General features: G+C 73.4%; 16 protein-coding genes. 8 read left to right on the plus strand and 8 right to left on the minus strand.

Annotation, left to right across the window (positions count from 1 at the left end):
- Window positions 1-438 precede the first annotated feature (438 nt).
- From ACFRQN_RS18755 to ACFRQN_RS18770, 4 genes are all read right to left on the minus strand, one after another.
- The gene (locus ACFRQN_RS18755; protein WP_234348276.1) at window positions 439-2085 is read right to left on the minus strand and encodes a polyamine aminopropyltransferase; all 1647 of its coding nucleotides are present in this window, start codon (window positions 2083-2085) and stop codon (window positions 439-441) included.
- A 155-nt stretch (window positions 2086-2240) separates the two neighbouring features.
- On the minus strand, window positions 2241-2771 hold the full coding sequence (locus tag ACFRQN_RS18760) for a DUF2617 family protein (RefSeq protein WP_049650409.1): 531 nt from the start codon (window positions 2769-2771) through the stop codon (window positions 2241-2243).
- Window positions 2772-3284: 513 nt separating this feature from the next.
- Window positions 3285-4445 (minus strand): pyridoxal phosphate-dependent aminotransferase, encoded by a 1161-nt coding sequence (locus ACFRQN_RS18765; protein WP_380741237.1) that lies wholly within the window; start codon window positions 4443-4445, stop codon window positions 3285-3287.
- Window positions 4446-4574: 129 nt separating this feature from the next.
- Window positions 4575-5132 (minus strand): YbjN domain-containing protein, encoded by a 558-nt coding sequence (locus ACFRQN_RS18770; protein WP_049650411.1) that lies wholly within the window; start codon window positions 5130-5132, stop codon window positions 4575-4577.
- Between the two features lie 439 nt (window positions 5133-5571).
- Here ACFRQN_RS18770 and ACFRQN_RS18775 point away from each other — a divergent pair, with 439 nt between their 5' ends.
- Window positions 5572-5853 (plus strand): helix-turn-helix domain-containing protein, encoded by a 282-nt coding sequence (locus ACFRQN_RS18775; protein WP_074001862.1) that lies wholly within the window; start codon window positions 5572-5574, stop codon window positions 5851-5853.
- A 102-nt stretch (window positions 5854-5955) separates the two neighbouring features.
- On the opposite strand, the gene clpB is transcribed toward ACFRQN_RS18775, so the two are convergent.
- Window positions 5956-8562, minus strand: a complete 2607-nt coding sequence (gene clpB, locus ACFRQN_RS18780) for an ATP-dependent chaperone ClpB (RefSeq protein WP_380741238.1) — start codon at window positions 8560-8562, stop codon at window positions 5956-5958.
- A gap of 97 nt (window positions 8563-8659) precedes the next feature.
- The gene (locus ACFRQN_RS18785) at window positions 8660-9601 is read right to left on the minus strand and encodes a LysR family transcriptional regulator (RefSeq protein WP_375875064.1); all 942 of its coding nucleotides are present in this window, start codon (window positions 9599-9601) and stop codon (window positions 8660-8662) included.
- A 71-nt stretch (window positions 9602-9672) separates the two neighbouring features.
- Between ACFRQN_RS18785 and ACFRQN_RS18790 the strand changes: the two genes are divergently transcribed.
- The 7 genes from ACFRQN_RS18790 (at window position 9673) to ACFRQN_RS18820 (ending at window position 17300) form a co-directional block, all read left to right on the plus strand.
- Window positions 9673-10782: a TDT family transporter gene (locus tag ACFRQN_RS18790; protein ID WP_380741239.1), complete on the plus strand. Its 1110-nt coding sequence runs from the start codon at window positions 9673-9675 to the stop codon at window positions 10780-10782.
- A gap of 701 nt (window positions 10783-11483) precedes the next feature.
- On the plus strand, window positions 11484-12473 hold the full coding sequence (locus ACFRQN_RS18795) for a LuxR C-terminal-related transcriptional regulator (protein WP_049650416.1): 990 nt from the start codon (window positions 11484-11486) through the stop codon (window positions 12471-12473).
- Window positions 12463-13440 carry a LuxR C-terminal-related transcriptional regulator gene (locus ACFRQN_RS18800; RefSeq protein WP_380741240.1) on the plus strand — a complete coding sequence of 326 codons (978 nt, stop codon included), beginning with the start codon at window positions 12463-12465 and terminating at the stop codon, window positions 13438-13440. Before ACFRQN_RS18795 ends, ACFRQN_RS18800 begins: the two co-directional genes overlap by 11 nt.
- Window positions 13430-14404, plus strand: coding sequence for a LuxR C-terminal-related transcriptional regulator (locus tag ACFRQN_RS18805; RefSeq protein ID WP_380741241.1), 975 nt, complete (start codon window positions 13430-13432; stop codon window positions 14402-14404). Before ACFRQN_RS18800 ends, ACFRQN_RS18805 begins: the two co-directional genes overlap by 11 nt.
- Window positions 14397-15374 carry a helix-turn-helix domain-containing protein gene (locus ACFRQN_RS18810; RefSeq protein WP_380741242.1) on the plus strand — a complete coding sequence of 326 codons (978 nt, stop codon included), beginning with the start codon at window positions 14397-14399 and terminating at the stop codon, window positions 15372-15374. Before ACFRQN_RS18805 ends, ACFRQN_RS18810 begins: the two co-directional genes overlap by 8 nt.
- Window positions 15371-16336, plus strand: a complete 966-nt coding sequence (locus ACFRQN_RS18815; RefSeq protein ID WP_380741243.1) for a LuxR family transcriptional regulator — start codon at window positions 15371-15373, stop codon at window positions 16334-16336. The genes ACFRQN_RS18810 and ACFRQN_RS18815 overlap by 4 nt, the downstream gene beginning before the upstream one ends.
- A complete protein-coding gene (locus ACFRQN_RS18820; RefSeq protein WP_117488670.1) occupies window positions 16329-17300 on the plus strand; it encodes a LuxR C-terminal-related transcriptional regulator in 972 nt (323 codons plus the stop codon). Before ACFRQN_RS18815 ends, ACFRQN_RS18820 begins: the two co-directional genes overlap by 8 nt.
- Window positions 17301-17307: 7 nt before the next feature.
- On the opposite strand, the gene ACFRQN_RS18825 is transcribed toward ACFRQN_RS18820, so the two are convergent.
- Together ACFRQN_RS18825 and ACFRQN_RS18830 are read right to left on the minus strand one after the other, a co-directional pair.
- Complete coding sequence (locus tag ACFRQN_RS18825; RefSeq protein ID WP_143204511.1) at window positions 17308-17925, minus strand: hypothetical protein; 618 nt, start codon at window positions 17923-17925, stop codon at window positions 17308-17310.
- A 565-nt stretch (window positions 17926-18490) separates the two neighbouring features.
- Window positions 18491-19477 carry a helix-turn-helix domain-containing protein gene (locus ACFRQN_RS18830; protein ID WP_049650421.1) on the minus strand — a complete coding sequence of 329 codons (987 nt, stop codon included), beginning with the start codon at window positions 19475-19477 and terminating at the stop codon, window positions 18491-18493.
- Window positions 19478-19487 lie beyond the last annotated feature (10 nt).

A 19487-nucleotide genomic window follows, 5' to 3' on the forward strand; every position in this document is an offset into this window, starting at 1 on the left:
TCAGCCGGACGGGTGTGAGCCAACCGGCCCACACCCGACAACAAGATCAACACCTAGACCAAACGGGTGCCGTACACCGGAATCCTGATAGTCCCCCGCCCGTGCGGGGGCTTGCCGGTCGAGGAGCCCGTTCTTCCGAGCCTCCCCGCGTGGGAAGTCGGCTGGATCGACTTCTCGCGCAGCGGCGATGGGGGGCGGCGAGTCGATCACCGCTCCGCCTGCGGGCGGACCCCGGGGAGCGGAGGGCTTCTGCCCGCCTCGGCCCGCGTCGCGGATGCCGGGCGGCCCCTGCCGTGTCCGGCGGGCCCCCTTCCCCCGGCCGCTCTTCCCGGGCGTCGGGTGCAGCCGGTGGCGACTCCGCAGGGCCGTCGGAGCGGCGGTGTGGGTGCGGGTGCGGGGGTTCCCAGCTGTCGGCCTCAACGGTGGCCGGGCCGCGGCTCAGCGGGGGCCGAGGAGGGTGAGGGCGGCCGGGGGGTGGGCGGGGCGGAGGGCGGTGAGGCGGGTGGTGGTGGCGTGGAGGGTGTCGGGGGTGAGGGCGCGGGGGGCCGGGGCGTCGGGGGCGAGGGTGAGCGGGGGGCGGGTGGCGGCGGCGAGGAGGAAGTTCTGGGCGCCGTCCGGCGGACCGGGGCGGCAGGCGGCGGTGGCGCTGCCCGGGACGGCGTACGGGGCGGTCTGCAGGCCCGTCGTCCGCAGGCCGGACTCGATCTGCCAGAGGCCGTCCAGGTCGCTCCCGGCGCGGACGGCGATCCGGCCGCCGGGGGAGAGCAGCCGGGTGGCGAGGCCGTAGAACTCCTGGGAGTGGAACTTGACCGGTCCGCCGTCGGCCGGTGCCGGGAGGTCGGCGAGCACCACGTCGTACGGTCCGTCCCCGCCGGGGGCGCCCGCGCCGCGCAGCCAGGCCATCGGGTCGGCGGCGGTGGTGCGGACCCGGGGGTCGTCCAGGGAGCGGCCGCCGAGGGCGGCGAGCCCGGGGTCGGTGCGGGCGAGCCGGGGGAGGGCGGGGTCGGCGTCGACCAGCCGGACGGTGCGGACGCCCCGGTGCCGCAGCACTTCCCGCAGGGCGAGTCCGTCGCCGCCGCCGAGCAGCAGGACCCGGGCGTCCGGGCCGGCCGCCATGGCGGGGTGGACGAGGCCCTCGCTGCCCCGGTACTCGTCGGGTCCGCAGACCGCGAGCCGGCCGTCGAGGTAGAGCCGGAGCGGGCCTTCGGCGGGGCCGGTGAGCACGATCTCCTGGTACCGGCTGCGGGTCGCGTAGCGGACCTGGTCGCCGTAGAGGGCGTGCCGGGCGGCGCGTTCGACGGCGTCGGAGCCGGCCGCGGCCGCCGCGAGCACGGCGAGCACCAGCAGGCAGCCGCCCCAGAGCAGCCGTCGTATCCGGGGGGCGGGTTCCTCGCGGAACAGCCAGAGCACCACGGCGGCCCCGGCGACGGCGTTGACGGCGCCGGTGAGCAGTGCTCCGTCGCCGGGCCCGAGGCCGGGCAGGATCAGGAACGGGAAGGCGAGGCCGCCGATCAGGGCGCCCACGTAGTCGGCGGCGAACAGGTCGGCGACGGCCCGGCCGGCGTCCTCGCGCCGGATCCGTTGGATGAGGGTCATCAGCAGGGGGATCTCGGCGCCGATGAGGATGCCGATCAGGCAGGTGAGGCCGACCATGGCGGCCTGGTAGCGGCCGATCCAGGCCCAGCAGGAGTAGAGGGCGAGGACGGAGAGTCCGCCGGTGAGCGCGAGCGCGCACTCGACCAGGGCGAAGGCGGTGGCGGGCCGGCTGGTGAGCCGTTTGGCGAGGAGGGAGCCGAGGCCCATCGCGAAGACCATGACGGAGAGCACGACGGAGGTTTGGGTGACCGTGTCCCCGAGCAGGTAGTCGCCGAGTGCCACGAGTTCGAGCTCGTAGACGAGTCCGCAGGCCGCGCAGACGAACGCGGCCAGCAGGACGGTCAGGCGGGCGAACCGTGGTCGGGAGCGCAGCCGGGGCCGACGGCGGGCGGGCAGGAGTGGGGCGTGGGCTCGCCCGGGCCGGGGTGGGGTGCCGTCGTCGAGGTCCACTCGCGGGCGTGCGGGCGGACCGGCCGGATGGTTGATCACGAACAAACGCTAGGGGACGTGCGGGACGGATGGCTGCGCCCATCCGACGGACAGTGAGCGACGTCGAATTGACGAATCGTTCCTGCGTACGATTCGTAGGCCCGGCTTGGGCGGCCTACGGCCGGACCGGTGTTCCGCTCCGGACTTGGGGGCGGTCATGCCCCGGACACCACCAGCGAGGAGCGGGTGCACACCAGCTGCCCCTCCTGCGGATAGGCGTGCCAGGTGCGCCACAGGAGCCGGTCCGGGCCGCCCTGGGTGACCAGCGCGGTGAAGGCGCTCGGGTCGCCCGGGAAGACCCCGGCGAGGCCCCGGGGGTGCCCCTCGACCAGGGCCAGCAGCTCCTGGGCGCGGGCCGCGAAGTCGTGCGGCGGCAGCGCCTCGATGCGGGCGGCGAACTCGTACTCCCAGCCGCCGATCTGCTTGGCCACCCGGGCCGGCAGCGGGGTGCGGCGGCCGGGCAGGCAGGCGACGGTCTCCAGACATCGGCCGGGGCCCGCGTCGATCACCACCTGGTGGGAGGCGCCCAGCAGGCGCAGCTGGAGGGTGCCGGACGCGCCCGGGCGGCCGCCTCCGTCGAGTCTCAGGTCGCGGACGGCGAGAGCGGGCAGCGGGTCGCCGCCGAGGCACCAGGCGAGGTCACCGGCGCGGGTGTCCGTGTAGGAGGTCTGCAGTGTGGTGAGCATGCTCGGCTCCGCGTTTCAGCTCCGTGCGCGCCCGCCGAGCAGCACCGAGTAGGCCTAGGCGATGGCGAGGCTGTTCGTGGCTGTGCGGCCCTGGGCGCGGCCGACCGTGGAAGGAAGGATTCCGGCTGGAGATTCAGCAGCAGAGAAGCACGAATACGTCGGGCCCGCCGGTGATTTACCCAACTTTGTCAAGCATTCACCGTTTCGAGCACACCTGCTTCCCGGCTCTGATCGAGCCCGTGTACGAGTCTGCACAGCGCGCGCCCCTATCACCGGATTGCGCGCCGTGCGCGCCGGGTGTGCGCTGTTCGGGCGCATCACGCACCGCCGCCCTCCAGGCGCGGGGCGTGGAGGGCGGCGGGAGAGTGCCCGGAGGGTCGGCCAGCGTGCCTCAGTGGTGGCAAACAAGCAAGCCGATCAAGGAAGTTGATGATCCATCAGAACTGGTGTCGGGCTGCGGGCAGTCCTGTTCGAAGGGTGCGGAGAAGGGCGTGAAAGGGGGCGTGCGGCCCCTCACAGGCGCCGCAGGCGGGCGACGGCCTCCTGAAGGACCTCGTCCTTTTTGCAGAAAGTGAAGCGGACCAGGCTACGGCCGGCCTCCACGTCGTCGTAGAACACCGCGTTCGGGATGGCGACGACGCCGCAACGGCCGGGCAGGGCACGGCAGAACTCGATGCCGTCCTTCTCGCCGAGCGGGGTGATGTCGGTGGTGACGAAGTACGTGCCCTCGGAGGTGAAGGCCCGGAAGCCGGCCGCGGTGAGGCCGTCGACCAGCAGGTCGCGCTTGCGCAGCAGGTCGGCGCGGAGGGTGTCGAAGTACGTGTCCGGCAGCCGCAGGGCCTCGGCGACGGCGTACTGGAAGGGGCCGGCGCTGACGTAGGTGAGGTACTGCTTCGCGGTGCGCACGGCCGCCACCAGGTCCGGGCTCGCGGTGACCCAGCCGACCTTCCAGCCGGTGAAGGAGAAGGTCTTGCCGGCCGAGGAGATGCTGACGGTGCGTCCGCGCATGCCGGGCAGGGCGGCGATCGGGTGGTGGGCGGCGCCGAACACCAGGTGCTCGTAGACCTCGTCGGTGGCGACCAGCAGGTCGTGCTCGACGGCGAGTTCGGCGATGGCGGCGAGCTCCTCGGCGGTGAGGACGGTGCCGGTCGGGTTGTGCGGGGTGTTGATCAGCAGCAGCCGGGTGCGCGGGGTGATCAGCGAGCGCAGCTCGTCCAGGTCGGGGCGGAAGGACGGGGCCCGCAGGGTGAGCGGCACCCGGGTGGCGCCGGCCATCGCGATGCAGGCGGCGTACGAGTCGTAGAACGGCTCGAAGGCGATCACCTCGTCGCCCGGCTCCAGGAGGGCCAGCAGGGTGGCGGCGATGGCCTCGGTGGCGCCGGCGGTGACCAGCACCTCGCTGTCCGGGTCGTACGCGAGGCCGTGGAAGCGCTGCTGGTGCTCGGCGATCGCGGTGCGCAGCTCGGGGACGCCGGGGCCGGGCGGGTACTGGTTGCCGCGGCCCTCGCGCAGGGCCCGTACGGCCGCCTCGCGGACCTCCTCGGGCCCGTCGGTGTCCGGGAAGCCCTGGCCGAGGTTGATCGAACCGGTGGCCGTGGCCAGGGCGGACATCTCGGCGAAGACCGTCGTGCCCATCCCGGCCAGTCGGCGGTTCAGCAGTGGCCTGGTACCCATCGGTGGCTCCTCACGGCTCGTTGTCAGGCCATCCTGGGTCAGCCGGGAGCCGGGGACAAGAACGGCCCGCCACCGCCGCGGGGGCGGGTGGCGGGCCGAACGGGCGGTGCGGGGGGTACCGGGGCGGGATCAGGCCTCGTCGGTGCCCTCGGCGCCCTCGCCGTCCTCGCCCTCGATCTCGTTCTGGAGGCCGAGGCGCTCGACGATCCACTGCTCGAAGCCGACCGCGGCCTGGGTCCAGTTGGCGGTGGTGGTGACGAAGTAGTCCAGGTTGACGCCGGCGCCGACGATCATCTGGGCCTCGCCGATCAGGCGGACCACGCCGTCCTCGTGGGTGTGGGTGTAGACCTTGGGCCAGAGGGTCTCGCGGTTCCACTCGTCGATCAGGTCGAGGATCTCGCCCTTCTTCTCCAGCGGGTACGCGCGGTCGTAGAAGGCGCGCACCGCGAAGAGCTCCTTCTGCTCGCCGCGGAACATGTAGTAGACGCGGAAGCCCTCCCAGGGGGCGGTGAGGTCGCCCTCCTCGTCCACGACGTGCTTGAGCTGCATCTGGTCCAGCAGCTGGGTGACCAGGCCCTGGTCCGGGACGATGATCGGCGGCGGGCCGGCCGGCCGCCCGCCCTGGCCGCCGGGCTGGCCGCCCTGGGGGACGCCGAAGGACGGGATGGACGACGGGTCGATGCTCATGGGGGTCCTCATTCCTCAGTGCACGTGGTGGCCGGCAATGAGAGGCCGCCCTTTCCACCTCCCATCCTGCCTCATTCGGGGCTCCGCTCACAGGGGCAGCCGAGGGGCGAGTCGATCTTCGTCCGGCGTTCTTCACGGCGTTCTTCGCGGTGTCGTTCCGGGTGTCCTTCCCGGGTTCTTCCCGGGCTTCCCCCGGGTGTTCCCCGGCGGTTCCGGCAGGGGTGGAGCGGGCGGCCGTCACGGAGGGTGCGCGGGGCGGGGCGGAGGCCGTCCGGAGAGCGCGCGTGAGCCACGTCACGCGCCCGGCGCGCCGGTTCGGCTGCCGTGCGGGCCGGATGCGGTTAGCGTGCGACGGAAATCGCTTCGGTCAAATCCCGGCCCAGCCGGGTGAGTTGAGCTGTCCTGAGGCGGACTGTCCGGAATTGAGGGGGGAACAGGAGTGGGTGGAGCGGCGACGGGGGACGGCGCATCGCTCGGGGCGCTGCTGCGGAGCATCCGGCTGGACCGGGGGATGACGCAGGAGCAGCTGGGCGAGGCGACCGGGCTGAGTGTGCGGTCGATCCGGGACCTGGAACGGGAGGTGTCCTGCCCGCGGGTGTCCACGCTGCGGCTGCTGACCCAGACCTGGAACCTGCCGGACGCCCAGGTGGCCGAACTGCACCGGCTGGCGCGCAGCCGGCGGGACCGGACGCGGCGGCTGCTGCGGCAGGCGGCGGAGTGACGGCGTCCGGCCCGGGGCGCGGAACGGGCCGGGGACGCGGAACGGGCCGTCCCCCGCCGCCGGAGCGGAGGGAACGGCCCGTGCGCCGGACGCCCGGCGGTGCTACTTCTCCAGCGGCCCCCGGCCGCGGACGGTGAGGCGGTCGCCCTCCACGTCCCGCTCGACCACGACGGTGTCCCCGTCGTGCACCGCGCCGGACAGGATCGCCCGGGCCAGCTGGTCGCCGATCGCGGACTGCACCAGCCGGCGCAGCGGGCGGGCGCCGTACGCCGGGTCGTAGCCGGTGAGCGCCAGCCAGTCGCGGGCGGCCTCGGAGACGTCCAGGGTGAGCCGCCGCTCCCGCAGCCGCTCGCCCAGGAGGGCCACCTGGAGGTCGACGATCCGGCTCAGCTCGCCGGTGCCCAGCGGCTCGAAGACCACGATGTCGTCCAGCCGGTTGAGGAACTCCGGCTTGAACGCGGACCGGACGGTGCCCAGCACCAGCTCCCGCTTCTCGGCCTCCGGGGTGGCCGGGTCGACGAGGTACTGCGAGCCCAGGTTGGAGGTGAGGATCAGGATGGCGTTGCGGAAGTCCACCGTGCGGCCCTGGCCGTCGGTGAGCCGCCCGTCGTCCAGCACCTGGAGCAGGACGTCGAAGACCTCCGGGTGCGCCTTCTCCACCTCGTCCAGCAGCACCACGCTGTACGGGCGGCGGCGGACCGCCTCGGTGAGCTGGCCGCCCTCCTCGTAGCCGACGTACCCGGGCGGGGCGCCGACCAGGCGGGAGACCGAGTGCTTCTCGCCGTACTCGCTCATGTCGATCCGGACCATGGCCCGGGCGTCGTCGAACAGGAAGTCGGCCAGGGCCTTGGCGAGTTCGGTCTTGCCGACGCCGGTCGGGCCGAGGAAGAGGAAGGAGCCGGTCGGGCGGTCCGGGTCGGCGATGCCGGAGCGGGTGCGCCGCACCGCGTCCGAGACGGCCTGCACGGCCTCCTTCTGGCCGATCAGGCGGCGGCCCAACTCCTCCTCCATGCGCAGGAGTTTGGCGCTCTCGCCCTCCAGCAGCCGGCCGGCCGGGATGCCCGTCCAGGAGGCGACCACGTCGGCCACGTCGTCCGGGCCGACCTCCTCCTTGACCATCGAGGCGGAGGCGTCCTGGTCGGCGGCCCGCTCCTGGGCGTCGGCGAGCTCCTTCTCGGCGGCCGGGATCTCGGCGTACATCAGCTTGGACGCCCGCTCGAAGTCCCCGTCGCGCTGGGCGCGTTCGAGCGCGCCGTGCAGGTCGTCCAGCCGCCCCTTGAGCTCGCCGACCCGGTTGAGGCTCTTCTTCTCCTGCTCCCAGCGGGCCGTGAGCACGCTCAACTGCTCGTTCCGGTCGGCGAGGTCGCGCCGCAGCCGGGCCAGCCGGTCGACCGAGGCAGGGTCCGACTCCTTCTCCAGGGCCAGCTCCTCCATCCGCAACCGGTCGACCGAGCGCTGGAGTTCGTCGATCTCGACCGGGGAGGAGTCGATCTCCATCCGCAGCCGGGAGGCCGCCTCGTCGACCAGGTCGATCGCCTTGTCGGGCAGGAAGCGGGAGGTGATGTAGCGGTTGGACAGGGTGGCCGCGGCGACCAGGGCGGCGTCCGAGATCTGCACCTTGTGGTGCGCCTCGTACCGGCCCTTGAGGCCGCGCAGGATGGCGATCGAGTCCTCCACGCTGGGCTCGCCGACCAGCACCTGCTGGAAGCGGCGCTCCAGGGCCGGGTCCTTCTCGATCCGCTCGCGGTACTCGTCCAGCGTGGTGGCGCCGACCATCCGCAGCTCGCCGCGGGCCAGCATCGGCTTGAGCATGTTGCCCGCGTCCATCGCGGAGTCCCCGCCGGCGCCCGCGCCGACCATGGTGTGCAGCTCGTCGATGAAGGTGACGACCTGGCCGTCGGAGGCCTTGATGTCGTTCAGGACGGCCTTCAGCCGCTCCTCGAACTCGCCGCGGAACTTGGCGCCCGCGACCATCGCGCTGAGGTCCAGCGAGACCAGCCGCTTGCCGCGCAGCGACTCCGGCACGTCGCCGGCCACGATGCGCTGGGCCAGGCCCTCGACCACGGCGGTCTTGCCGACGCCGGGCTCGCCGATCAGCACCGGGTTGTTCTTGGTCCGGCGGGAGAGCACCTGGACCACCCGGCGGATCTCGTGGTCGCGGCCGATCACCGGGTCGAGCTTGCCGTCCCGGGCGGCCTGGGTGAGGTCGGTGCCGTACTTCTCCAGCGCCTTGTAGGTGCCCTCCGGGTCCGGCGAGGTGACCCGGCCGCTGCCCCGGACGTCCTTGAACGCGGCGAGCAGCGCCTTCGGCGTGGCGCCCTGCTGCACCAGCAGCTCGGCCACCTGCCCGCCCTCGGCGGCCAGGCCGACCATCAGGTGCTCGGTGGAGACGTACTGGTCGTCGAGGTCGCTCGCGCGCTTGCCGGCCTCGGTGAGCACCGCGATGGTGTCCCGGGCGAGCTGCGGCGCGGAGACCGTCGAGCCCATCGCGCTGGGCAGCGCGGCCGCCTGGCGGCGGGCCTCGGCGTCGACCCGGGCGACGTCGGCGCCGACCGCCTCCAGCAGGGGCCGGGCGATGCCCTCGGGCTGCTCCAGCAGGGCGATCAGGATGTGCACCGGCCTGACGTCCGGGTTGCCGGCCGTGCCCGCCTGCCGGATCGCGGCGGACAGGGCGTCCTGCGTCTTGGTGGTGAACTTGCTGGCGTCCACTGCTGGGGGGTCCTCCCTGGTCGTCCTTCACTACTGCTACATACAGCATGCACTAAGTTGAGTCTATTCCGCTCAACCTTTCCCGGACAGGGCTTCTTCAGGCCGGGGGAAGCCGACGTGCCGCCGGACGCCCGACGGGCCGCCGGGTCAGCCCCAGCAGCTCCCGGGCCGGCCCGCTCGGCCGCTGCCCGGCCGGCCAGACCGCGCGCAGCGGCCGCCGCAGGTCCAGTTCCTCCACCAGCGGCACCTCGACCAGCCGCCGGGTGGCCAGCTCCTCCACCACGGCCAGCTCGCTCAGGCAGACCGGCCCCGCCCCGGTCATCGCCGCCGCCTTCAGCGCGGTCGACGAGGCCAGCTCCATCCGGGGCCGCACCGCGCCCCCGTACGGCTTCAGGGCCGCCTCCAGCACCTCCCGGGTGCCCGAGCCGGGCTCGCGCAGCACCAGCGGGACGGCCGCCAGCTCGGCCCCGGTCAGCGGGACGCGGCGGCGCGCCCACGGGTGGCCGGGCGCCACCACGACCACCAGCCGGTCCGCCGCCACCACCGCGCCGGCCAGCCCGGGCGGGGTGGACGGGCCCTCGACGAAGCCGAGGTCGGCGTCCCCGGCCAGGACGTGCCCGGCGACCTCCGCCGAGTTCGCCGTCCGCAGCGTCACCGCGGTGCCCGGGCTGGCCTCGGACAGGCCCAGCAGCCAGCCGGGCATCAGGTACTCGGCGACGGTCAGGCTGGCCACCACCCGCAGCTTGGCGTCCCGCCGCTCGCGCAGCGCGTCGATCCCGGCGTCCAGCGCCTGCGCCGCCTCCACCACCTGCCGGGCCCACTCGACCACCAGCCGGCCCGCCTCGGTCGGCCGGCTGCCCCGGGGCGAGCGGTCCAGCAGCGCGACGCCGATCTGCCGCTCCATGCCCTTGATCCGGGCGCTGGCGGTCGGCTGGCTGACGCCCAGCTCGGCCGCCGCCCGTCCGACGCTGCCCAGCCGGGCCACCGCGAGCAGCAGTTCCAGGGCGCCGAGTTCGGGGACGTGCGAGGAGAGGGGCATAGATCCAGGCTATGCCCCCATAGAAGCCCCGGCGCTACCGGCCGCCGGGCTCTCCGGGCGACGGTGGGAGCATGTCCACTCTGGCCGGTATCCGACCCCTCGCCCGCCCCGCCGCCCGCCGCCGGCCCGACCTCGCCCAGCTCGGCCCCAACTGGTACGCCGCCGTGATGGGCACCGCGATCCTGGCGAACGGCGCCGCCGTCCTGCCGGTGCGGCCGCCCGGGCTGACCGGCTTCGGCGAGGTGCTGTGGGCGCTCGCGCTGGCCGCCCTGCTGGTGCTGGCCGGGGCCCGGCTGGTCCACCTCACCCGGCACCGCGAGGCGGCCCGCGCCCAGCTGCTGGACAACCCGGCGACCGCGGTCTTCTACGGCTGCCCGCCGATGGCGCTGCTCTCGGTCGGACTGGGCACCATGCTGCTCGGCTCCCGGGTCATCGGCACCGGCCCGGCGGTCGCCCTGGACGCGGTGCTGTGGGGCCTCGGCACGATGTACGCGCTGGCCGTGGCCGGCGGCATCCCGTACCTGATGATCACCCGGCACCGGGTCTCCGCCCTGGAGGCCAACCCGACCTGGCTGCTGCCGGTGGTCGCCCCGCTGGTCGCCTCCGCCTGCGGCCCGGCGCTCGTCCCGCGCCTGCCGGCCGGAACGGCCCAGCAGGCCATGCTGTACGGCTGCTGGGCGCTGTTCGGCGTCGGCCTGCTGGCCACCCTGGTGCTGCTGCCGGTGGTGTTCACCGGGCTGTTCCACAGCAGGCTGCCCGCCCTGGCGCTCACCCCCACGCTGTTCCTGGTGCTCGGCCCGCTCGGCCAGTCCGTCACCGCGGTCCACCAGCTCGCCGACGCCGCCCGCCCGGTACTGCCCGCGCTGGCCCCCGCCATGACCGACCTCGCCGAGCTGTACGGCGTGGCGGTGATCGGCGTCGCGATGCTCTGGCTGGCCGTCGCGCTCGCCGCCAACCTGCGGGCCCGGCGGGCCGGGATGCCGTTCGCGATGACCTGGTGGGCGTACACCTTCCCGGTCGGCACCTGCGTCACCGGCGCCTCCGCGCTCGCCCGGCACACCGGCTTCGCGGGCTTCAGCGCGCTGGCCGTCGGCCTCTACCTGCTGCTGGCGTCCGCCTGGGTGCTCGCCGCGGGCGGCACCGCGGCCGGGCTCGCGCGGGGGCGGCTGCTGGCCCGCTGAGAAGCCCGTCGCCCGGGGCGGCCGTCCGCATGGTGCGGGGCCCGTCCCCGCGCGCGGACGGTACGGCTCAGGAGCACGCCGCCGATGCAGGAACGTGCACGGCCGGGACGACCGCGCACAGCCGCCCGGCGGAAGTGCCGGTCGGCGCCGACTCCCCTTCCAGGCCCGGGTTCCCACCGGAATCCGCCCCACCGCCCGAACCGCCCGCGGCCGCCCCCGGATGCAGATAGCTGCAATTGCGCGAACATGCACTCGGGCGGCACTTGTTCACCGGCCGTCACGCTGTGAGGGTGGAGGCACGCCAAGTCGTCCAGGCAACCGCAGCCTGATGGTGGCGACTCGCTCTTCGAAACTGACCGCAGGTGCGACAACCCGCACCGGTGGAACGGGGGGGAAGGGCGCCGGCCGGGACCATGTGTGGTGATGGCCTCCCGGCCGGACCCGTCGAGGCGTTGCTGCTCCGCCTCGACGGGAGCGCCTTGGCATTGGCGTACCGATGGCGGCCCCCGGACGACCCGGCGTGCGACGGCACCCGGGCCCGGGGGTCCGCCGTCCCACCCGGTACCGTGACCGCCTGATCCATGATCACGCCGTACCGCCCACCGGCACCGTGAGCCCGCCCGGCCCACCGGTGCCGCGGCCCGCGCGGCGAGGAACAGGGGCAGCACCAGGGGAGAGGCGTCCGGCAGGGAGAGTGCGACGTGACGGCGGAACCGGCGGTCACACCGCAGCAGGGACCGGTGGGCGAGGAGCCCGACGAGGCCGCCCGGCAGCTCTACCTGGCCATCATCGCCGAGGGCGGCCGCGTCCCCACCGGCGAGGTCGCGGACGCCGACCGGGGCGCGCTCCAACAGCTCATCGACATCGGCCTGTTGATGGTCAACCGGATGGACCGCTGCTACACCGCCGTCAGCCCGCGCTCGGTCAGCGACCGCCTCGGCGCCGAACTGCGCAGCGAGGCCACCCGGCTGCTGGTCCGCGCGGAGAACCTCCCGGGCGCCCTCGACGGCCTCACCCGGGCCTACGACGCGATGCCCCGGCCGACCGACCGGGCCGGCGGCGCCGTCCACGTCGAGGGGCACGTCCACATCCGCCAGCGGATCTCCCAACTGGTCTCCGACTGCCGCTCCGAGGTCCTCACCGCGCAACCCGGCCACCGGCCCGCCGACACCCTCCAGGTCGCCCTCCTCCAGGACGTCCAACTGCTCCGGCGCGGCTGCTCGCTGCGCACCATCTACCAGCCGGTCGCCCTCGCCGACCCGCCCGCCCTCGCCTACGCCGAGGAGGTCACCCGGCACGGCTCGCTCATCCGGGTGCTCGACGAGCCCTTCCAGCGGCTGATCGTCTTCGACCGGACCGTCGCCGTGATCTCCGCCAACGACGACAACAGCACCGCCGCCTTCATCACCGACCCGGCCACCATCACCTACCTGGTCGGCACCTTCGAACGCGACTGGGCCCGCGCCGACACCGCCGGCGCCGCCGCCCCCGGCCAGACACCCGCCCGCACCATCCCCGACCGGGTCGGCCGGCTGCTCGCCCGCGGCCTCACCCAGCGCGCCGTCGCCACCCGGCTGGGCCTGAGCGAACGCACCGTCGCCGCCCACATCTCCCGGCTGCGCGACCGCTACGGCGCCCAGACCCTCTTCCAACTCGGCTGGCTGATGCGAGGCTCCCGCGATGACCGATGAGCCGAGCCCGGCCGAGCGGGCGCTCTACCTCACCGCCGTCCGGGGCGGCGGCCGACTGCGCCCCGAGGACCTCGCCCCCGCCGACCGCCCCACCCTGGCCGCCCTCGTCGCCCGCGGCCTGCTCACCCCCACCGCCACCGGCTGGACCGCCGCCAGCCCGCGCGCCCTCGGCGACCGGATCGGCCTCGAACTGCGCACCCGCGCCCTCCGCCTGCTACGGCACGCCGAGCGCCTCCCGGGCACCCTCGGGCCACTGGCCCGCGCCTACGACGCCGCCCGCCACCCGGGCGTCGACCTCCCGGCTGTCCACCCCGGTACGGGCGATCCCGGTACCGGCGATCCCGCGGCCGGCACCGTCGACGACGCCGCCGAGGTCCGCCGGCGGGTCGGCGAACTCGTCTCGGAATGCCGGGAGGAGGTCCTCGCCGCCCAGCCCGGACCGCGTCCCCTCGAAGCCCTCCGGATGGCCGTCGCCCAGGACCTCTCGCTGCTCCGCCGCGGCTGCTCGCTGCGCACCGTCTACCAGCCGGTCACCCTCGCCGACCCCGCCGCACGGAGCCAGGTCGCGCTGCGCACCGGGCACGGCGCCCAGGTCCGCGTCCTCGCCGAACCGTACGAGCGGGTACTGGTCTTCGACCGCGCGGTGGCCGTCATCCCCGCCGACGTGGACCGCAACCGGGCCGCCTTCCTCACCGACCCCACCACCGTCGCCTACCTGGTCGCCCAGTTCGAACGCGACTGGGCCCGCGCCACCCCCGCCGACCGCCACCTCGACCCGCCGTCCGTCACCACCGTCCGGATCGGCCGGCTGCTCGCCCGAGGCCTCACCCAACGGGCCGTCGCCACCCGGCTCGGCGTGAGCGAACGCACCGTCGCCGCCCACATCTCCCGGCTGCGCGACCGCTACGGCGCCCAGACCCTCTTCCAACTCGGCTGGCTGATGCGAGGCTCCCGCGATGACCGATGAGCCGAGCCCGGCCGAGCGGGCGCTCTACCTCACCGCCGTCCGGGGCGGCGGCCGACTGCGCCCCGAGGACCTCGCCCCCGCCGACCGCCCCACCCTGGCCGCCCTCGTCGCCCGCGGCCTGCTCACCCCCACCGCCACCGGCTGGACCGCCGCCAGCCCGCGCGCCCTCGGCGACCGGATCGGCCTCGAACTGCGCACCCGCGCCCTCCGCCTGCTACGGCACGCCGAGCGCCTCCCGGGCACCCTCGGGCCACTGGCCCGCGCCTACGACGCCGCCCGCCACCCGGGCGTCGACCTCCCGGCTGTCCACCCCGGTACGGGCGATCCCGGTACCGGCGATCCCGCGGCCGGCACCGTCGACGACGCCGCCGAGGTCCGCCGGCGGGTCGGCGAACTCGTCTCGGAATGCCGGGAGGAGGTCCTCGCCGCCCAGCCCGGACCGCGTCCCCTCGAAGCCCTCCGGATGGCCGTCGCCCAGGACCTCTCGCTGCTCCGCCGCGGCTGCTCGCTGCGCACCGTCTACCAGCCGGTCACCCTCGCCGACCCCGCCGCACGGAGCCAGGTCGCGCTGCGCACCGGGCACGGCGCCCAGGTCCGCGTCCTCGCCGAACCGTACGAGCGGGTACTGGTCTTCGACCGCGCGGTGGCCGTCATCCCCGCCGACGAGGACCGCAACCGGGCCGCCTTCCTCACCGACCCCACCACCGTCGCCTACCTGGTCGCCCAGTTCGAACGCGACTGGGCCCGCGCCACCCCCGCCGACCGCCACCTCGACCCGCCGTCCGTCACCACCGTCCGGATCGGCCGGCTGCTCGCCCGAGGCCTCACCCAACGGGCCGTCGCCACCCGGCTCGGCGTGAGCGAACGCACCGTCGCCGCCCACATCTCCCGGCTGCGCGACCGCTACGGCGCCCACAGCCTCTTCCACCTCGGCTGGCAGCTCCGCGGAGAACACCATGACTGACACCCCCGCCACCCCGCTCTCCGCCGCCCTCCCGGACGCCGCCGCCCGCGCCCTCTACCTCGCCGTCCTGCGCGAGGGCGGCCGGGTCCGGTCGGCCGAGGTCGGCGCGGAAGACGGGCCTGCGCTCCGACGGCTGGTGGAACTCGGGCTGCTGGTGCCGCAGTTGCAGGACGCGGCGTACGGCGCGGTCGACCCGCGGGCTGCCACGGAGCGGATCGGCACCGAGATCCGCCGACAGAGCGCCCGCCTGCTCGTGGAGGCCGAGCAACTGCCCGAGCTGATGGGCGAACTGACCCGCGCCTACGACGCGACCCCGAAACGGCGGAGCGGCACGGCCGGAGTCCGCTACCTCACGGCGAAGGAGGACATCCGGCACGAACTGGAACTGCTGGCCCAGGAGTTCCCCGACGAGACGATGACCGCCCAGCCCGGCGGCCCCCGTCCCGCCGAACTGCTACCCGACTCCCTCGACCGCGCCCGCCGCGTCCACGAGCGCGGTGGCACCGTGCGCTCGCTCTACGAGGCCTCGGCCAGACTGGACCCGCCGACCGTCCGCTTCGCCGCCGAGGTCGCCCTGCTCGGCTGCACCACCCGGATCCTCGCCGTCCCGTTCACACGCTTCCTGGTCTTCGACCGCACCGTGGCCGTCATCCCGGCCGCTCCCGATCACACCAGCGCCGCCGTGGTCGACGACCCGGCGATGGTGTCCTTCGTGGTGGACGCCTTCGAGCAGCTCTGGCAGCGCGCCGAGGGAGTCAACTGGGCTGCCCTGGCCGCCGGTTCCGCCGACTCGCCCAGCCATCAGCAGATCGCCCGACTGCTCGCCCAGGGCCTCACCCAGCGCGCGATCGCCACCCGCCTGGGCCTGGGCGAACGGACCGTGGCCGGCCACATCGCCCGGCTGCGGGAGCAGTACGACGCCGAGACACTGTTCCAGCTGGGCTGGCAGATGCGGGGGGAGCGGCTGTGACCGACACCGGATTCGCCCTGCCCGACGACACCGCCCGCACCCTCTACCTGGCCATACTGCGCGATGGCGGCCGGATCCGGATCGCGGACGTGGCGGAGGAGGACGCGCAGACCGTCCAGACCCTGATGGACCTGGGGCTACTGAAGCCGTACGTCCTGGACGGCTCGCTCAGCGCAGTGGACCCGCGCTCGGTCACGGCCCGGATCGGCGCCGACCTGCGGGCGGCCGGCACGCGTCTGCTGACACGGGCCGAAGAACTCCCGGACGTGTTCGGCGACCTCACCGTCGCCTATGACGCGGCGTCCCGCCGCCGCGACCGCTCCGGGAGCACCCGGGTCGTCGAGGGCATGGAGAACATCCGGCACCAGGTCTCCCAACTCTCCGAGGAGCTCCGCCACGAGGCACTCTGCGCCCACCCCGGCGGCGCCCGGCCGGTGGACGCCGCCGACGACACCGTGAACCACGCCCGCCGCTTCCTGGAGACGGGCGGTTCGATCCGCACCCTCTACCAGTCCGCGGCCCGTCTCGACGCCTCGACCGTCCGACTGGCTGCCCGGCTGACCGGGATCGGCTGCCACATCAGGGTCGCGGCGTTCTCGTTCCCCAAGATGCTGATCTTCGACCGCACCGTGGCGGTGGTCGCCGCCGCACCGGGGGTAACCAGCGCGGCCGTCATCGACGACCCGGCCGTGGTCGACTTCCTGGTGCGGACCTTCGAACTGCACTGGCAGGACGCCGAGGGCGTCAACTGGGCCTCCCTGGCATCCGGTTCCAGCGAGCCGTCCGTGCCCGAGCAGGTCGGCCGGCTGCTCGCCCGCGGCCTCACCCAGCGGGCGATCGCCACCCGCCTGGGCCTGGGCGAGCGGACGGTCGCGGCCCACATCGCCCGGCTGCGGGATCAGTACGACGCCGAGACGCTGTTCCAACTGGGCTGGCAGATGCGGGGAGCCCACGATGCCTGACGCCGACCTGCCGGACGCCGCCGCCCGGGAGCTCTACCGGGAGATCCTCAGGGACGGCGGCCGCCTCCACGTCGCCGACATCCGTCCCGAGGACGAGCCGACGGTCAGACAACTCGCCGACCTGGGACTCCTGCTCCTCCATGCCACGGACGGCTTCTACACCTCGATCAACCCCCGGGCCGTGGGCGAACGCCTGGGTACCGAACTGCGGGAGGAGAGTTCCCGCCTGCTCGCCAAGGCCGCTCTCATTCCGGATCTGCTGGAGGACCTCACCCAGGCCTACGACGCGGCACCACGTCGGACGGAACCGGCGGGCGGGGTGCGGAGGGTGGCGGGCATGGTGGAGATCCGGCACCTGGTCGCCCGGCTCATCAAGGACTATCCGCACGAATGCCTGACCGCCCAGCCGGGCAGGTTCCAGCCGCCCGCGCAGCGGGGGGACGGTCTGGCCCATACGCTCCGCTACATCGAGCGCGGTGGCTCGGTGCGTACGATCTACCAACCGCAGGCCCGACTGGACGGGGACCAGGTCGAGTTCGCGGCGGAGTCCACGAGGATCGGCTCGCGGATCCGCGTCCTCGACGCCGCCTTCAGCCGGACGCTCATCTTCGACCGCACCGTCGCCGTGATCCCGGCGACCCCTGACAACAAGGTCGCCGCCGTGGTGGAGGATCCCGCGGTGGTCGCGTACGTGGTCGACGTCTTCGAGCAGCGTTGGCAGCAGGCCGATGTCGTGGACTGGGCCGCACTGGCCGCCGGTTCGGTGGCGCCGGCCGCCCACGAGCAGGTCGGGCGGCTGCTCGCCCGCGGCCTCACGCAGCGGGCGATCGCCAGCCGGTTGGGGCTGAGCGAACGCACCGTCGCCGGTCACATCGCCCGGCTGCGTGAGCTGTACGACGCGGAGACGCTGTTCCAGTTGGGCTGGCAGATGCGGGGAGCCCGGGCGGGGGAGCCCGGTGGGTAGCCGCTGCTCAGCCGGTGGCGGCGCCGGTCGGCCAGTAGCCGGGGACGGCGGGCTGCTGCCGGGGGACGTTGAACTGCTCGCCGGGGGCGGTCCAGAAGCCCTCGCGCAGGGAGAGCGCCATGCCGGCCCAGTCGAGCGCGGTCTCGACCGTGTGGTTGAGGGCCTCCTGCGACCAGGTGTCGTCGAAGACCAGCGGGAGGACGGGGGCGACCTGCTCGATGGTGGCGATCAGCGGGTTGTGGGTGATGGCCTCGTCGACCAGGAGGACGATCGGCTTGCGCAGCGCGGACGCCCAGCCGAGCTCCAGGCTCACGCCGGCCGAGAGCGGGGCGCCGACGTAGGCGAACACGAGGTCCGCGGACTGGAGGGCGCGGAAGTCGGAGGGGACGCGGGGCTCCGGCGCGCGGCCGGAGATGGTCCAGGCGTCGCTGTGGTGCGCGCTGTACACGGCGGCACCGCTGCGGAGGAGGGTGGTGCGGAGCGTCGTCAGCCGCGTCCGGCTGGCGAGGGTCACCACGCTGTCGGCCGGCCCGGTCAGTCGCATCAGCGGGGCGGCCAGGAACACACGTGCACGCCGACCCTCAGGGGCCTGGCTGTCGTGGTGACGCAGGTAGGGCTCGGTCATGTCGACTCCGGGGAAAGGCCGACCGGGGGAGTGAGAGTCGGCGACGCGTTGGCTGTGGGCTGCTCTGTGTGGTGATGCCGCTGGTGAACGACTTAGCATTTGACGGTACATTGGCAAGATGTGGTGTCTTGCCGGACCATTGGGAGCGAACTGATCGTCCATCGCCGGGCGGCGTCGCGTCCAGGGTTGGCCTGTGTCATCTGGACGCCTGGCAGGGAGATGACGCACACTCTGCGGCAGGCCAGGTGACAGCTTCTCTATCGTGCGGCACTATGTGAGCCGTTATCCTGGCTTGAAACTTCCAGTGGCGATTCCCGAGGGAGAGAGTGGGGGCGTGCCTACCATGCGCCGATTTGTCCGCAAGGTTGTGCTTTCGTTGGCCGTCGCGGCTGCTGTGGTTGGCGTTGGCTGCCTCGCGGACGCTGTCGATTCTCATGGGACAGGCGCTACGGAAGCTGCTGTGACCCTTGCCGACGACATCGCCTGGACCTGAGTGCGGCCCTGTTCGCCCCGGCCATGCCGGAATCCCGGAACATTCTCCGGTCTGTCCGTAGTGGGCGGTGATTCAGTCGATCGGCCCCTGTGCCTTGCGGCCGAGAACGTATCCGAGCTGGAACAGTGAGTCGACCTTGTAGTCGTCCCGCATCTCGGCTATATGTCTGGCCAGCGTTCGCTCGCTGATTCCCAGGCGTCGTGCGATGACCCGGTGATTGGTGCCCTCTAGCATCTGGTCAATAATCGTCTGGCGCAGGCGGGACACCACCTGTTGTGGCACTGTGCGGTCGCCCTCGAATTCCAGCGCGCGGCTCCAGCAGCGCTCGAATACCTCTTCGACGAGATAGCTGACGACTGCGGGGTCGTAGATGAAGGCCGCGAGGCTCATGTCATCGGCGATCGGGATCACGGCCACGCGCCGATCCATCACTATCAGTCGCGTGTAGGGCTCGTCGAGAGTCCGGTACTGCCCACCAGCACGTGCGAGTGTGGCCACGTAATCCCTGGTCGGCTGATGGTACCGGGTGCTGGCGTGGTAAATCGTCCGCATCGTCGTGCCACTGCGGAGGGTGTTCAGGTCCTGCTCGACCATGACCGAGAGAACGTCCGGCGGCCGAGGGCCGCCAGGCTGGAGCGCCAGGGCTTCCTCCATGGAAACCCTGTACTGCTGTACTCGCTGATGAATTAGGGCCTTCCCTCGCACATATTCGATCGACCCTCCCTGCTGTTTCGGGGCGTGGAATTCCTGTGCGAGTTCCTGGAGTTCGGACGGGAGTGAAACGGCCCGCGAGAGGAGATCCAGTGCTTGGCGTTGCCACGAATGGCTGAGGCTTGTCGAGAGCTGGGTGGGATCGGCCGCTATGAAATCGCTCGGATCGTCGGTGTCGGGTACGAGGAGGCCAATTCCGACCAACTCGTCCCGAGCGGCATCGGCCCGCCCGGGATCGGATCCTGACGGCAGATGACCGTCTCCTCGGATGACGGCCAGATATAGCTCTCGGGCCTCGGCCGACAGGACGGGTGAGCCAGCGGCAACGGGCTGCTCTCGTTCACTCATCTGCGGCTCC

Source organism: Kitasatospora sp. NPDC056800, assembly GCF_042789775.1.
Lineage (GTDB): Bacteria > Actinomycetota > Actinomycetes > Streptomycetales > Streptomycetaceae > Kitasatospora.